Origin of the sequence: Staphylococcus capitis subsp. capitis (assembly GCF_040739495.1) — a bacterium.
GTDB lineage: Bacteria > Bacillota > Bacilli > Staphylococcales > Staphylococcaceae > Staphylococcus > Staphylococcus capitis.
On the sequence record NZ_CP145263.1, the window covers coordinates 1,332,899 to 1,347,054 of the forward strand.

Annotated in this window: 18 protein-coding genes; 17 read left to right on the forward strand and 1 reads right to left on the reverse strand. The window is 33.0% G+C overall.

Translation table 11 applies throughout. The annotated features are described in order from the left end of the window. Nucleotides 1-86 precede the first annotated feature (86 nt). Entirely contained in the window at nt 87-791 is a 705-nt protein-coding gene (locus V6C74_RS06745) for a queuosine precursor transporter (RefSeq protein ID WP_016898164.1), read from the reverse strand. Between the two features lie 273 nt (nt 792-1,064). On the opposite strand from V6C74_RS06745, the gene V6C74_RS06750 reads away from it, so the two are divergent. The 17 genes from V6C74_RS06750 (at nt 1,065) to V6C74_RS06830 (ending at nt 14,150) form a co-directional block, all read left to right on the forward strand. Further along, the gene (locus V6C74_RS06750) at nt 1,065-1,259 is read left to right on the forward strand and encodes a zinc-finger domain-containing protein (protein ID WP_049389296.1); all 195 of its coding nucleotides are present in this window, start codon (nt 1,065-1,067) and stop codon (nt 1,257-1,259) included. A 12-nt stretch (nt 1,260-1,271) separates the two neighbouring features. Then, nucleotides 1,272-1,526 carry a NifU N-terminal domain-containing protein gene (locus V6C74_RS06755; protein WP_002433917.1) on the forward strand — a complete coding sequence of 85 codons (255 nt, stop codon included), beginning with the start codon at nt 1,272-1,274 and terminating at the stop codon, nt 1,524-1,526. Nucleotides 1,527-1,559: 33 nt separating this feature from the next. Further along, complete coding sequence (locus V6C74_RS06760) at nt 1,560-2,672, forward strand: conserved virulence factor C family protein (protein WP_016898163.1); 1,113 nt, start codon at nt 1,560-1,562, stop codon at nt 2,670-2,672. Between the two features lie 52 nt (nt 2,673-2,724). Then, nucleotides 2,725-3,162, forward strand: a complete 438-nt coding sequence (brxA, locus tag V6C74_RS06765; protein WP_002453256.1) for a bacilliredoxin BrxA — start codon at nt 2,725-2,727, stop codon at nt 3,160-3,162. A 188-nt stretch (nt 3,163-3,350) separates the two neighbouring features. Continuing rightward, the gene (locus V6C74_RS06770) at nt 3,351-4,307 is read left to right on the forward strand and encodes a thymidylate synthase (protein WP_002453255.1); all 957 of its coding nucleotides are present in this window, start codon (nt 3,351-3,353) and stop codon (nt 4,305-4,307) included. A 67-nt stretch (nt 4,308-4,374) separates the two neighbouring features. Beyond that, nucleotides 4,375-4,860 carry a dihydrofolate reductase gene (locus tag V6C74_RS06775; RefSeq protein WP_002453254.1) on the forward strand — a complete coding sequence of 162 codons (486 nt, stop codon included), beginning with the start codon at nt 4,375-4,377 and terminating at the stop codon, nt 4,858-4,860. Between the two features lie 10 nt (nt 4,861-4,870). Next, nucleotides 4,871-5,710, forward strand: a complete 840-nt coding sequence (locus V6C74_RS06780; RefSeq protein WP_002453253.1) for a DegV family protein — start codon at nt 4,871-4,873, stop codon at nt 5,708-5,710. Between the two features lie 105 nt (nt 5,711-5,815). Continuing rightward, nucleotides 5,816-6,343 carry a peptide-methionine (S)-S-oxide reductase MsrA gene (gene msrA, locus V6C74_RS06785; protein WP_002453252.1) on the forward strand — a complete coding sequence of 176 codons (528 nt, stop codon included), beginning with the start codon at nt 5,816-5,818 and terminating at the stop codon, nt 6,341-6,343. Beyond that, nucleotides 6,336-6,764 carry a peptide-methionine (R)-S-oxide reductase MsrB gene (gene msrB, locus V6C74_RS06790; protein ID WP_002433862.1) on the forward strand — a complete coding sequence of 143 codons (429 nt, stop codon included), beginning with the start codon at nt 6,336-6,338 and terminating at the stop codon, nt 6,762-6,764. Before msrA ends, msrB begins: the two co-directional genes overlap by 8 nt. 12 nt (nt 6,765-6,776) lie before the next feature. Then, nucleotides 6,777-7,277, forward strand: coding sequence for a PTS glucose transporter subunit IIA (locus tag V6C74_RS06795; protein WP_002453251.1), 501 nt, complete (start codon nt 6,777-6,779; stop codon nt 7,275-7,277). After that, complete coding sequence (locus tag V6C74_RS06800; RefSeq protein ID WP_002433965.1) at nt 7,277-7,501, forward strand: YozE family protein; 225 nt, start codon at nt 7,277-7,279, stop codon at nt 7,499-7,501. The genes V6C74_RS06795 and V6C74_RS06800 overlap by 1 nt, the downstream gene beginning before the upstream one ends. Nucleotides 7,502-7,858: 357 nt before the next feature. After that, entirely contained in the window at nt 7,859-9,337 is a 1,479-nt protein-coding gene (locus V6C74_RS06805; protein ID WP_002453250.1) for a S41 family peptidase, read from the forward strand. Nucleotides 9,338-9,554: 217 nt separating this feature from the next. After that, nucleotides 9,555-10,058, forward strand: a complete 504-nt coding sequence (locus V6C74_RS06810) for a GNAT family N-acetyltransferase (RefSeq protein WP_002453249.1) — start codon at nt 9,555-9,557, stop codon at nt 10,056-10,058. Between the two features lie 17 nt (nt 10,059-10,075). Beyond that, nucleotides 10,076-11,149 carry an undecaprenyldiphospho-muramoylpentapeptide beta-N-acetylglucosaminyltransferase gene (locus tag V6C74_RS06815; protein WP_002453248.1) on the forward strand — a complete coding sequence of 358 codons (1,074 nt, stop codon included), beginning with the start codon at nt 10,076-10,078 and terminating at the stop codon, nt 11,147-11,149. Between the two features lie 12 nt (nt 11,150-11,161). Next, on the forward strand, nt 11,162-11,776 hold the full coding sequence (locus tag V6C74_RS06820; protein ID WP_002433679.1) for a phosphatase PAP2 family protein: 615 nt from the start codon (nt 11,162-11,164) through the stop codon (nt 11,774-11,776). A 329-nt stretch (nt 11,777-12,105) separates the two neighbouring features. Next, nucleotides 12,106-13,197, forward strand: coding sequence for an ABC transporter ATP-binding protein (locus V6C74_RS06825; RefSeq protein ID WP_016898160.1), 1,092 nt, complete (start codon nt 12,106-12,108; stop codon nt 13,195-13,197). Further along, a complete protein-coding gene (locus V6C74_RS06830; protein ID WP_002453246.1) occupies nt 13,194-14,150 on the forward strand; it encodes a sugar ABC transporter permease in 957 nt (318 codons plus the stop codon). The genes V6C74_RS06825 and V6C74_RS06830 overlap by 4 nt, the downstream gene beginning before the upstream one ends. Nucleotides 14,151-14,156 lie beyond the last annotated feature (6 nt).

Below are 14,156 nucleotides of genomic sequence, written 5' to 3' on the forward strand. Positions count from 1 at the left end.
AACGCGCACATAAAAAATGCCGACAAAGCCCGCAGACTTTATCGACAGTCTCAATTAACTTAGTTCTTTAATAAGTTGACTAAGAATTAATAGCCTTCATCAAGTTTTTGAATCTTACCTTTGCGATAGAAAGATTTAGCAATGTAACCGAAAGGCACATTGAATATAGTTGAAATAAGTTTTAATAGGTAAGTTGTTATAAATATTTCGAACACAGCCATATTAGGTAAAGTACCTGCGAATGCAATGATAACAAATAATGCTGTATCTATAATTGAACTTAAAATCGTACTACCATAAGCACGTATAATAAACGTTTTATCTGAGCTGAAAATCTTTTTAATCATTGAAAAGATAAACACATCTACATGTTGCCCGATAATATATGCAACGATTGAACCTAAAGCAATTCTAGGCACTAAATCAAAGATTGTTTTAAGCGCACCTTGAGCAGTATCTTCAGGTGCAGGTATAAAGTGTAAAGACATTTGCATTACAATAATCATTACTAATGTTGAAGAAAAACTCAGCCAAACGGCACGTTTTGCTACTTTTCTGCCGTAAATATCATTCAATATGTCTGTAGCAAGATAGATAGAGGCGAACATAACATTCCCTAATGTCGCCGAAATGCCAAATATATGAACTGTCTTTATGACTTGAATATTAGCTATAATTGTTCCCATTGCTACCCATGCAATTAAACCATGTTTCCCAAAAAAGCGATACATGAGAACCATTAAAATAAATGTAACTATAAACGAAGCTACACCAAAAATCTCATTAAACATCTTACATCCTCCTAAATTTTGTTAAAGCGGGTGTTTAGAAACCGCGAAAAAACAACCTAATTAGTTTACTTTAAAAAACAAAAATATGCAATAGCGTTACTAAAATTTACATAATACATACAACTCAATCAGCATTCTTTCTCAGTACCATTTGCAACAAACTTCCAATAATTAAATATAAATTGATTATTTCAAAATACGTCCCTAACAATGCTATAATACAAACATGTGAAACAAGAGATGTAACATTAATAAAGTATATAGCTAAAGGAAGTGGAGGCTATACTCACTTATTCAGAACAAAAAGCGATTAATAAAATCGACGAGCTCATGAACACTTATTGTTACCAATGCCCACTAAAAGCGCACAACAGAAAAACGCAAGGTAAAACACAAGCGCATCATTTTTGCATTAATGAGTGTTCAATAGGTAAACAAATCAAACAAATAGGGAACGAGCTACAATAGGAGGACACCAATATGGAAATCGTAGCAATTTCAGAAACACCAAATCACAACACTATGAAAATTTCTTTAAGTGAACCACGTCAAGATAATTCTTCAACAACTTATACTTCTGCTAAAGAAGGGCAACCAGAATTTATTAATCGATTATTCGATATCGATGGCGTCAAATCTATTTTTTATGTGATGGACTTCATCTCAGTTGACAAAGAAGATGACGCAAACTGGGATGATTTATTACCACAAATTCAAGCAGCTTTTAATCATTAATATAAACGTTTTATTTAAAAGGGGGGCTAAAAAATGGAGATTGTTCGTGTAGAACCTACTCCTAGTCCTAATACAATGAAAATTGTATTATCTGAAAAAAGAGAAGATAATCAATCCAATACTTATACTGAAGTAAGAGAAAATCAACCGCAATTTATTAACGATCTTCTCAAACTTGAAGGCGTAAAATCCATCTTTTATGTGATGGATTTCCTAGCAATAGACAAACAACCAAAGGCCAATTGGGAAGACGTCTTACCTCAAATCACTTCAACACTTAATAATGAATCAAGCTATAATCAAGAACCTCAACCAGACGAACATTATGGTGAAGTTCGTGCGGAAGTTCTAATGTTTAAAGGGATACCTTATCAACTTAAGATTACAACAAATAAAGATGAACAACGTAAACAATTACCAGAAATTTATATCGATAAAATGCTAGAAGCCCAAAAAGAAAATGATAATGTAGTATTCTTGAGAAAATGGGAAGATTTCGGCATTCGATATGGTAATGTGGAAGAAGTAATGGAGAGCGTTTATGAAGAAGTTATCGCACTTTATCCCGAAGAACGCCTTGATTCGCTAGTTAAAGAAGCACTTGAAACTGATATTAAAGTTCCAGAACAACATTATCAACATGTCACATTGGATGAGTATGATTCAGCACAAGATTGGAAAGCACGTCTCAGAATGCTTAAGGCATTTCCAACACCTACATTTGATGATATCCCGTTGTTAGAAACAGCACTTAATGAAGAGAAAATCCCTTTAAGACGTGAAGCTGTTGTGCTACTAGGGATGATTGAAGATCCTAAAATTTTACCTTATATTTATCAAGGTCTTCACGACAAAAGTCCAGCTGTAAGAAGAACTGCTGGCGATTGCCTTAGTGACTTAGGTTTCAAAGAAGCTTTACCAGAAATGGAAAAAGCACTTGATGACCCTCAAAAAATCGTAAGATGGCGTGCAGCGATGTTTATTTTTGATGAGGGTAATGAGGAACAATTGGCATCACTAAAAGCACATGCAGACGATTCAGCGTATGAAGTCAAACTTCAAATAGAAATGGCTATCTCCAGAATAGAAAATGGAGATGAGGCTTTAGGTTCAGTTTGGAAACAAATTGCTAATCGGAAAAGATAACTTATTTAATGTTTAATAATAAATGACAAAAGAAGTATCAAGGAGTGTTAATATGAACGGCTATGAGTCTTATATGAGAGAATTAGCTCAGCAAATGCGTGCTGAACTTACTGAAAATGGTTTCAAAAGTTTAGAAACTAGTGACGATGTGAAGGGTTACATGAATGACGTAAAAGATGATGAAACAACATTCGTTGTTATTAATTCAACATGTGGTTGTGCAGCAGGATTAGCTAGACCAGCTGCTGTAGCGGTTGCTGAACAAAACGAAGTGAAACCCACAAATAAAGTAACTGTTTTTGCAGGTCAGGATAAAGAAGCAACACAAACAATGCGTGAATACATCCAACAAGTGCCTTCTAGTCCTTCATATGCCTTGTTTAAAGGGCAAAACTTAGTTCACTTTATTCCACGTGAACATATTGAAGGCAGAGATATTAACGATATCGCAATGGATTTAAAAGACGCTTTTGATGACCATTGCCAATAATTTTTTAATTGTACTACCCCGAGTTACAGCATTTCACAATGTAACTCGGTTTTTTTATCCAAAAAAAGAAATTTGTCATCTTAAATAGCTCTCCCTATCAACAGTTAATGATTTCTAGTATAATATTCAGTAATATAATTTATTAATAATAACTAAAATAAAGTGATTTACTTAAAGGAGCTGTACATATGTATAATCCATTCGACAAAGCGTATCATAGCTTATGCGAAGAGGTATTAGAAATAGGTAATCAACGTGATGATCGTACTCATACTGGTACAATTTCTAAGTTTGGTCATCAATTAAGATTTGATTTATCAAAGGGGTTCCCTTTATTAACAACTAAAAAAGTTTCATTTAAATTAGTAGCTACAGAATTGTTGTGGTTTATTAAAGGTGATACGAACATACAATATTTACTTAAATATAATAATAATATATGGAACGAGTGGGCCTTCGAAAATTACGTTAATTCTGAAGACTATCAAGGACCTGACATGACTAACTTTGGACATCGTTCTCAAGAAGATCCAGAATTTAATGAGCAATATAAAAAAGAGATGAAAAAATTTAAAGAACGTATTCTAAATGATGATGAATTCGCTCGCCAATATGGTGATTTAGGTAATGTTTACGGTAAACAGTGGAGAGACTGGGAAGATAAAGATGGTAATCACTACGATCAGCTAAAAACAGTGATTGAGCAAATTAAAACAAATCCTAATTCTCGCCGTCATATTGTGTCTGCGTGGAATCCTACAGAGATTGAGACCATGGCGCTACCACCATGTCACACTATGTTCCAATTTTACGTCCAAGATGGTAAATTAAGTTGCCAGCTTTATCAACGTAGTGCTGACATTTTCTTAGGTGTACCTTTCAATATTGCGAGCTACGCCTTACTTACTCATCTCATCGCAAAAGAATGTGGACTTGAAGTAGGTGAATTTGTTCATACCTTCGGAGATGCACATATTTATTCAAACCATATGTCAGCTATTGAAACTCAACTTTCTCGTGAGAGTTACAAAGCACCGACTTTACAGATAAATTCAGACAAATCCATTTTCGATATCAATTATGAAGATTTAGAAATTGTGGATTATGAATCACACCCTGCTATCAAAGCACCTATAGCGGTATAGATTGACTTACTTTATAAATAAAAACATAGAAATCTAATCATATTTACCATAAGAAAGGGGGAAGACGATGACTTTATCCATCCTCGTCGCACATGATAAACAAAGAGTTATCGGATATCAAAATCAATTACCTTGGCACCTTCCAAATGATTTAAAACACGTTAAACAATTATCAACTGGTCACACATTGGTAATGGGTAGAAAAACTTTCGAATCTATTGGGAAACCTTTACCAAATAGACGAAATGTTGTATTAACAAATAATCATTCATTTAAACACGAAGGTGTCGATGTCATTCATTCTATTGAAGAAATTAATGATATTCCTGGACAAGTATTTATTTTTGGTGGACAAACACTTTTCGAAGAAATGATAGATAAAGTTGATGACATGTATATCACTGTTGTCGACGGTAAGTTCCAAGGAGATACATTCTTCCCTCCTTATACATTTGAAGATTGGGAAGTTGAGAGTTCTGTTGAAGGACAATTAGACGAAAAAAATACTATTCCGCATACATTTTTACATTTAGTGCGCAGAAATGACCAATAGGAGGCTATTTATGACTAAACAAGTTATCGTCACGGATTCCACCTCTGATTTATCACATGAATACTTAAAGAAACATGATATTCACGTTATTCCTTTAAGTATCACTATTGATGGTAATTCTTATACTGATCAAGAAGACATTTCTTCTAAAGAATATATTGAATATATCGAGGCAGATGCAGACGTCAAAACGAGTCAACCGCCCATCGGTAAATTTATAGAAAAATATGAAGAGTTAATTAAAGAAGATGTAGAGATTATTAGCATACATCTATCTTCAGGTCTGAGTGGTACTTATAATACTGCCGTTCAAGCTAGTCAAATGGTAGGCGGTAAAATTACTGTTATCGATTCTAAATCAATCTCATATGGCTTAGGTTATCAAATAGAGCACATCGTTGATTTAGTTGGAAAGGGGACACCTACAACTGACATTGTTGAAAGTGTCGACAAACTACGCGATAATATTCAACTTTTCGTAGTCATAGGACAATTGAATCAACTTATTAAGGGCGGACGTATTAGTAAAACTAAAGGTTTAATAGGGAATATTATGAAGATTAAACCCATAGGTACATTAAATGAGGGAAAATTAGAACTTGTTCATAATGCTAGAACTCAAAAATCTAGCATTCAATATTTAAAGAAAGAAATAACTGAATTTATTGAAAATCATAATGTTAAATCAATAGGTGTCGCGCATGCGAATGTGATTGAATTTGTTGATAAACTCAAAAAGTCATTTAGCGATGCTTTTCATTTTGATCAATTTGATGTCAACATCACAACTCCAGTTATTTCAACTCACACAGGTAAAGGTGCTATTGGTCTAGTTGTACTTAGAGATTAATTCTATAGGATAAACTCTAGCTATTTAATGTTGAGTAAAATACTTTAAATTACATGGTGTTTAGCGTAAATTATTAAAAAAGAGACAACTTAAGGAGGTACTACTATGGCATATGCAACGCTTGCAGGAGGTTGTTTCTGGTGTATGGTAAAACCATTTACTTCTTACCCAGGAATAAAATCTGTCGTTTCAGGATATAGTGGTGGTCACGTTGAAAATCCCACTTATGAACAAGTCTGTACGAATCAAACTGGTCACGTTGAAGCTGTACAAATTGAATACGATCCTGAAATTACTTCCTTCGAAAATATATTAGATGTTTACTTTAAAACATTCGACCCCACAGATGATGGTGGTCAGTTCTTCGATAGAGGTGAAAGTTATCAGCCAGTAATCTTTTATCATGATGATAATCAGAAAAAGGCAGCTGAATTGAAAAAACAACAAATTGATGAGCAAGGTATATTTAATAAACCTGTCATCACACCAATCAAACCTTATAAAAACTTCTATCCTGCTGAAGATTATCACCAAGACTATTATGAGAAAAATCCATTGCATTATGAGCAATACCAACGTGGATCTGGCAGAAAAGCATTTATAGAATCACATTGGGGGTCTCAAAATGATTAAGAAAAATAAAGATGAATTGAATGAAATGGAATATCTTGTCACTCAAGAAAATGGCACAGAACCACCATTCCAAAATGAATATTGGAATCATTTTGATAAAGGTATTTATGTTGATAAATTATCTGGTAAACCTTTATTCACATCAGAAGAAAAATTTGAATCTAACTGTGGTTGGCCAAGTTTCTCCAAAGCATTAAATGATGATGAAATCATTGAACTCGTTGATAAATCTTTTGGTATGATAAGAACTGAAGTACGTTCTGAAGATGCTAATAGTCATTTAGGACATGTATTCAATGACGGTCCGAAGGAAACCGGTGGTCTACGCTATTGTATTAATTCAGCAGCTATTCAATTTATTCCATATGAAAAGTTAGAAGAACTTGGATATGGTGATTTAATTCCACACTTTGAAAAATAGGAGTGAACAACAATGTTTAAAAAATTATTCGGAAAAGGCAAAGAAATCAATAAAGATATTAAAATATACGCACCGTTAACAGGTGAATATGTGAAAATTGAAGATATTCCTGACCCTGTATTTGCACAAAAAATGATGGGTGAGGGTTTTGGTATAAATCCTACAGAAGGTGAAGTCGTTGCACCAATTGAAGGCAAGGTCGACAATGTCTTCCCAACTAAGCACGCTGTAGGACTTAAAGCAGACAATGGATTAGAACTACTCGTACACATTGGTCTAGATACTGTTCAACTTGATGGGGAAGGCTTTGAAGTATTAGTCGAAAGTGGTGACACTGTGAAGGTAGGCGACCCACTTATTCGTTTTGATTTAGAATATATTAAAAATAATGCTAAATCAGTCATTTCACCAATTATTATCACAAATTCTGACCAAACTGAGTCTATTCATTTAGAAGATGTAGAAGCAGTTGTTAAAGGCGAGACTCAAGTTATTGATGTGACTGTAAGCTAATGGTTAAAAATTACTCATTCTATCAATTTGTTATGACTGTTCGTGGTCGTAAAGACGATAAAGGGGAATTAGCTGAGCAAATCTTTGATGACCTTGCATTTCCTAAACATGAAGATGACTTCAACGTCCTTTCAGAGTACATTGAAACTCAAAGTGAGTTTACTGTACCCATGTATGTCTTTGATGATTTATACGAAGAGTATACTGAATGGTTAAAATTTTAAAATTAAACAAAGTTTTTACTAATAAAAAAGGGAGTGAACTTTGTGTTCAAACGATTAAAGTTGAATACTATTTCACTCCCACATTTTTGTTTGATTTTGTATATTAATTAAAGCCATCATTTACATATGTTAGCATGATTCTCAATTTTTCAAATTAATTTAAGATACATCTTACGACTCATGTATATGAAACATAGTTATATAATAATGAAGAGTAGTCTTCGCTTAATTTGCTTCACAGTTGGAGAAGTTGTCTATTTTATATATTTTCTAACTTCATTTTCATAAAAAAGGGAGAACTAAGAGCATATACATAATGATTAATATAAATTTAGCAAGTACAAGGGATGTGATAAAGTGAGTAATGATTCAGAACGTAATGATGCACAACAACAAGACGACGAAAGTCAATCAAATTCTCAAAATAAAAACAAACAAGTGAGATTTAAACTTTGGCAGTTTCTGTTGATTCTTCTTGGAGTTATTTTAATAACAGCAGGAATCACTGTGGCCGCGACGATATTGATTAGTCATAAGATGAGCGGACTCAATAAAGATCAACGTGCAGATTTAAAAAAGATAGAATATGTATATAAGACGCTAAATAAAGATTATTATAAAAAGCAAGATTCAGATAAATTAACACAATCAGCAATTGATGGAATGGTTAAAGAATTAAAGGATCCATATTCAGAATATATGACTTCTGAGGAAACTAAACAATTCAATGAAGGTGTGTCAGGAGATTTCGTTGGTATTGGCGCAGAAATGCAGAAGAAAAATGATCAAATTAGTATTACCAGTCCAATGAAAGACTCACCAGCTGAAAAAGCAGGAATACAACCGAAAGATGTTGTAACGAAAGTTAATGGTAAATCTGTTGAAGGCAAACCATTAGACCAAGTCGTAAAACTAGTCAGAGGTAAAAAAGGTACTAAAGTAACTTTAACTATAAAACGAGGTTCTCAGGAAAAAGACATTAAAATTAAACGTGATACGATTCATGTTAAGAGTGTCGAATACGAGAAAAAAGGCAACGTTGGTGTCTTTACTATTAATAAATTCCAAAGTAATACATCTGGAGAATTAAAATCTGCAATTATCAAGGCACACAAACAAGGTGTACGTAAAATAGTATTAGATTTACGTAACAATCCAGGTGGTCTTCTAGACGAAGCTGTTAAAATGGCCAACATCTTTATCGATAAAGGAAAAACAGTTGTTCAATTAGAAAAAGGCGATGATAAGGAGCAATTGAAAACATCAAATGATTCATTGAAACAAGCAAAAGATATGGATGTTTCTATCTTAGTTAATGATGGTTCAGCAAGTGCATCAGAAGTCTTTACAGGTGCTATGAAAGATTATCATAAGGCTAAGGTTTATGGCTCTAAAACATTTGGTAAAGGAATTGTACAAACTACACGTGAATTCGGTGATGGTTCATTACTAAAATATACTGAAATGAAATGGTTAACACCTGATGGTCATTATATTCATGGTAAAGGTATTCAACCGGACAGTAAAATAGCTACACCTAAATATCAATCTCTTAACGTTATACCTAATAATAAAACTTATCATTTAGGTGACGAGAATAAGAATGTTAAAACGATGAAAATTGGACTCACAGCCTTAGGTTATAAAGTGAATAATGAGTCTAACCAATTTGATTCAGAATTAGAATCTACAATTAAATCCTTCCAGAAAGACAATCATTTGGAAGTAACCGGAAAATTTGATAAAAAGACAAATGATAAATTCACTCAAGAATTAGTTGAAAAATCAAATAAACATGATACTGTATTAGACAAATTACTTAAAAAACTTAAGTAAGATATTGTTTGAAAAGTAAATATAGGTTTGATTAAATCGTATTTATATGACTTAAAGTACTATTAGAGAGAATGTATCGCTCATTTATTTAACACAATCTATATAATAGTTAGCGACTTTAGTTATATAAGTTTAAAATACGCCTCATTTGTTAAATTATATAAGAAATGGGGCGTATCATTTTTTTAATAATATAAAAAAGAGGTGTTTTGGCAAGATGATTAGAATAGCAACAAAAAATGATTTACCTGTAATTGAAAAACTCGTTGATGAAGCAAAAGAAAAAATGAAAGAATTTAATAATAATCAATGGGACGATAAATACCCTGTAACCGAACATTTTGAGAAAGACATCGAAACCGAAACACTTTATGTATTGGATGTAGATAGTAAAATTTACGGTTTTATTGTTATCGACCAAACACAATCAGAGTGGTATGATGACATTGAATGGCCAGTTAATCGTGAAGGTGCTTATGTTATCCATAGATTAGCTGGATCAAAAGATTATAAAGGTGCAGCAACTGAACTTTTCCAATTTGCGGTAGATTTAACAGAGGAACATGGCATACATGTTATTCTTACTGACACGTTTGCGCTAAATAAACCCGCGCAAAATCTTTTTGAGAAATTTGGATTTACTAAAGCTGGAGAAGCAGAAATGGATTATCATCCTTTCGATAGAGGCGCACCATTTTACGCTTATTATAAAAAAATATAGGAATAGAGGTTGTAACTATGTCGAAAATTGCATTTACCGGTGGAGGAACAGTAGGACACGTATCTGTTAACTTGAGTCTTATTCCTACTGCTGTGGAAAAAGGTCATGAAGCGTTTTATATCGGTTCTAAACAAGGAATTGAAAGAGAGATAATTGAATCTCAACTACCAGATATAAAATACTATCCTATTTCTAGTGGTAAATTACGTCGTTATTTATCATTTGAAAATGCTAAAGACGTTTTTAATGTATTAAAAGGCGTGTTAGATGCACGTAAAATTCTAAAAAAACATAAACCTGATTTATTATTTTCAAAGGGCGGATTCGTAAGCGTTCCTGTGGTCATTGCAGCCCGCTCACTAAAAATACCTACAATCATCCACGAATCTGATCTAACACCAGGACTTGCGAATAAAATCGCACTTAAATTCGCTAAAAAAATTTATACGACATTTGAAGATACACTTCAATATCTTCCTAAAGACAAAGCTGACTTTGTTGGCGCAACCGTTCGTGAGGATTTGAAACAAGGTAATAAAGAACGTGGTTATCAATTAACCGGTTTTAACACAGATAAAAAGGTCTTACTCGTCATGGGTGGTAGTCTTGGTAGTAAGAAACTCAATGAAACAATTCGTGAAAATCTAGAGGCCTTATTACATGATTATCAAATTATCCATTTAACTGGTAAAGGACTAGTTGATAACACTATTGATAAAAAAGGTTATGTTCAATATGAGTTTGTTAAAGATGATTTAACTGATTTATTAGCTATAACAGATACAGTAGTAAGTCGTGCCGGTGCAAATGCGATTTATGAATTCTTAACATTAAGAATACCTATGTTATTAATCCCATTAGGTTTAGATCAATCTCGTGGAGACCAAATTGATAACGCTAAAAACTTTTCATCGAAAGGCTATGGCCGATATACACTTGAAGATGAACTAACTCAAGTAGGTTTATTACAAGAGTTAAATGATATTGAAACAAATCGTGAAAATATCATTAAACAAATGAAAACATATAAAGAAAGTTACACTAAAGAAGATTTATTTGATAAAATTGTACATGATGCATTAAATAAGTAGGGGGCACCAAGCATGAACCGTTGGACGCGCATTTCATTACTCATTGTTTTCACACTCGTTTTTGGGATAATCGCATTTTTCCATGAATCTCGTCTAGGAAAGTGGATTGATAATGAGGTTTATGATTTTATTTATGCATCAGAGAGTTTTATCACTACATCAATTATGCTAGGTGCGACTAAAATTGGTGAAGTTTGGGCCATGTTATGTCTATCACTCACACTTGTAGCATATTTAATGTTAAAACGTTATCAAATTGAAACATTATTCTTTGCTATAGCAATGGGTCTTTCAAGCATACTTAATCCTGTCCTTAAAAATATTTTCGACAGAGAACGTCCAACACTCCTACGTTTAATTGATATTTCTGGATTTAGCTTTCCTAGTGGACACGCAATGGGCGCAACCTCTTACTTTGGAAGCATCATTTACATTTTAAATCGCCATGATTCAGGTATTTCTAAAGGTGTTTTAATAGGATTAAGTGCATTATTCATATTATTAATTTCAACATCAAGAGTCTATTTAGGCGTTCATTATCCTACTGATATTATTGCAGGTATTATTGGTGGCGCCTTTTGTATTGTACTATCGACACTTATCCTAAAGAAACAACTCGCCATATAAACTTTGCACGACAAATAATAACCTAACCACTGAAATGATTCTTAAAAAGAAGATTTCAGTGGTTTTTTTGTGTTTGAATGAGAATTTATTTATGCCTTCTTGAATGTAATTTTAATGTAAATAATATTTATATAATATAAATATCTTTGTTTTATTTTTGAATCAATATAGACTATAAATGCTTTTATATAAGTGTTTATAGTCTTTTTGTTTTTGAAAAATAATAAACAAAAGTTTTTGATTTACGAAAACTTAATTTTGAAAAAAGTTTCCTTTAATAGAAAATTCTTATACTGAATTTGCGATTACATCTTCAAAGGAGCAAAGACATGATACAAATCAAGGATTTAAACAAAGTTTATGAAAATGGTAGTCACACAGTTAAAGATTTTAATCTAGATATTCATGACAACGAATTTGTTGTATTTGTTGGACCATCGGGATGTGGGAAGTCTACGACCTTACGTATGATAGCAGGTCTAGAAGATATTAGTAAGGGAACAATTAGCATCGACGATAAAGTGATTAATGATTTACAACCTAAAGATCGTAATATAGCTATGGTGTTTCAAAATTATGCACTTTATCCTCATATGACTGTTTATAAAAACTTAGCATTTGGATTAAAAATGCGTGGTATTAAGAAGAGAGTTTATGATAAGAAAATTCAAGATGCTGCCAAAATATTAGAAATAGAAAATCTTCTTCAACGTAAACCTAAAGCATTATCCGGAGGCCAACGTCAACGTGTGGCGTTAGGAAGAGCAATAGTGAGAGACGCACAAATCTTTTTAATGGATGAGCCACTTTCAAATTTAGATGCCAAATTAAGAAGTAATATGAGAAGCGAAATCATTAAAATACATAAAGAAATGAATGCAACAACAATCTATGTCACACATGATCAAACGGAAGCAATGACGATGGCCTCACGCATTGTGATACTAAATCAAGGTGAAATTCAACAAATTGGCACGCCAGAAGAAATCTACCGTCACCCAGTAAATGAATTTGTTGCAACATTTATAGGTAGCCCTTCGATGAATATTATCCCGTTAACTTACCATATGGACGCATGGTATTTCGACGCTCAAAAAGTTGCTGATCAATCTGTAGTACAACTTTCGTCACATTCACAATGTAGACTTGGTATTCGTCCTGAAGATTTGCATCTCATTACTAACGATGATAAGCGTGCATATCCTATTCAACTCACAAATTTAAAAATCGATTTAGTCGAATTGACGGGCTCTTACAAATTACTCCATTGTCATCATGACGATCATAAAATTGTAGCCGCTGTAGATAGTAACCTTAATTTTGAATTAGGACAAAACGTATCTATCGGCATTCATTCGAAAGATGCACATTATTTCCATTCTGAGTCAGGTGAACGAATGAAAGAGGAGGTTGTATCGTGAGTAAAATCAAGCAACATGGAATTCAATCCACTTATCAAAAATCTTTGCTCAAAAGAATGTGGGAACATAAAGTTTTATATCTTATGATTTTACCTTGCTTACTTTTTTTCCTTATTTTCAATTATATACCTATGACAAGTCTAATTTTAGCGTTTAAAGATTTCCGTTTTGATACGGGTATTATTGGTGGGGATTGGAAAGGGCTACACTACTTCCAAAGATTCTTCACTGATTCAAGATGTGTACAAATCATTATAAATACACTTGTTATCAGTGGAATGAAGCTCATTCTAGCTCTTCCTTTTCCTATCATTTTAGCCATTATGTTTAATGAAATTAAAGATTCTAAATTAGGTAAAATCAGAGGACTATTCCAAGGAATATTATATATACCTCACTTTTTATCGTGGGTCGTTGTGATAGGTATATTCAAGAAGTTACTCGCACCAGATGACGGTTTAATGAATCAACTTATTCACAAATTCGGTGGTGATGGCTCAACTTATTTTATGATGAACCCTGAATATTTCCATACCATCATGTTTTCTAGTTATATTTGGAAAAATGTCGGCTGGGACTCCATCATTTATTTTGCTGCAATCATGAGCATCAACCCTGAAATTTACGAATCAGCAGCAATAGATGGGGCGAACCGCTTCAAACAAATTATACATATTACTTTACCAATGCTCACGCCTACAATAGTTATTCTATTTATTATTTCATTAGGAGATATTTTAAAAGCTGGCTTTGATCAAATCTATTTACTCAAGACACCTGGAAATGCGAGTGTATCAGAAATATTAGACACCTTTGTAATACGCACGGGAATCGAACAGGGAGACTTCAGTTACGCCATATCTATAGGACTTTTACAAGGTGTTATTGGTCTAATCGCGGTCGTCATTATCAATAGATTTGCCGATAAAAAACTGGATACTTCATTATATTAAGGAGAA

Coding starts and splice junctions, on each gene's coding strand:
- V6C74_RS06745 (WP_016898164.1), bottom strand. CDS start 791: ATGTTTAATGAGATTTTTGGTGTAGCTTCGTTTATAGTTACATTTATT.
- V6C74_RS06755 (WP_002433917.1), top strand. CDS start 1,272: ATGGAAATCGTAGCAATTTCAGAAACACCAAATCACAACACTATGAAA.
- V6C74_RS06760 (WP_016898163.1), top strand. CDS start 1,560: ATGGAGATTGTTCGTGTAGAACCTACTCCTAGTCCTAATACAATGAAA.
- brxA (WP_002453256.1), top strand. CDS start 2,725: ATGAACGGCTATGAGTCTTATATGAGAGAATTAGCTCAGCAAATGCGT.
- V6C74_RS06770 (WP_002453255.1), top strand. CDS start 3,351: ATGTATAATCCATTCGACAAAGCGTATCATAGCTTATGCGAAGAGGTA.
- V6C74_RS06775 (WP_002453254.1), top strand. CDS start 4,375: ATGACTTTATCCATCCTCGTCGCACATGATAAACAAAGAGTTATCGGA.
- V6C74_RS06780 (WP_002453253.1), top strand. CDS start 4,871: ATGACTAAACAAGTTATCGTCACGGATTCCACCTCTGATTTATCACAT.
- msrA (WP_002453252.1), top strand. CDS start 5,816: ATGGCATATGCAACGCTTGCAGGAGGTTGTTTCTGGTGTATGGTAAAA.
- msrB (WP_002433862.1), top strand. CDS start 6,336: ATGATTAAGAAAAATAAAGATGAATTGAATGAAATGGAATATCTTGTC.
- V6C74_RS06795 (WP_002453251.1), top strand. CDS start 6,777: ATGTTTAAAAAATTATTCGGAAAAGGCAAAGAAATCAATAAAGATATT.
- V6C74_RS06800 (WP_002433965.1), top strand. CDS start 7,277: ATGGTTAAAAATTACTCATTCTATCAATTTGTTATGACTGTTCGTGGT.
- V6C74_RS06810 (WP_002453249.1), top strand. CDS start 9,555: ATGATTAGAATAGCAACAAAAAATGATTTACCTGTAATTGAAAAACTC.
- V6C74_RS06815 (WP_002453248.1), top strand. CDS start 10,076: ATGTCGAAAATTGCATTTACCGGTGGAGGAACAGTAGGACACGTATCT.
- V6C74_RS06820 (WP_002433679.1), top strand. CDS start 11,162: ATGAACCGTTGGACGCGCATTTCATTACTCATTGTTTTCACACTCGTT.
- V6C74_RS06825 (WP_016898160.1), top strand. CDS start 12,106: ATGATACAAATCAAGGATTTAAACAAAGTTTATGAAAATGGTAGTCAC.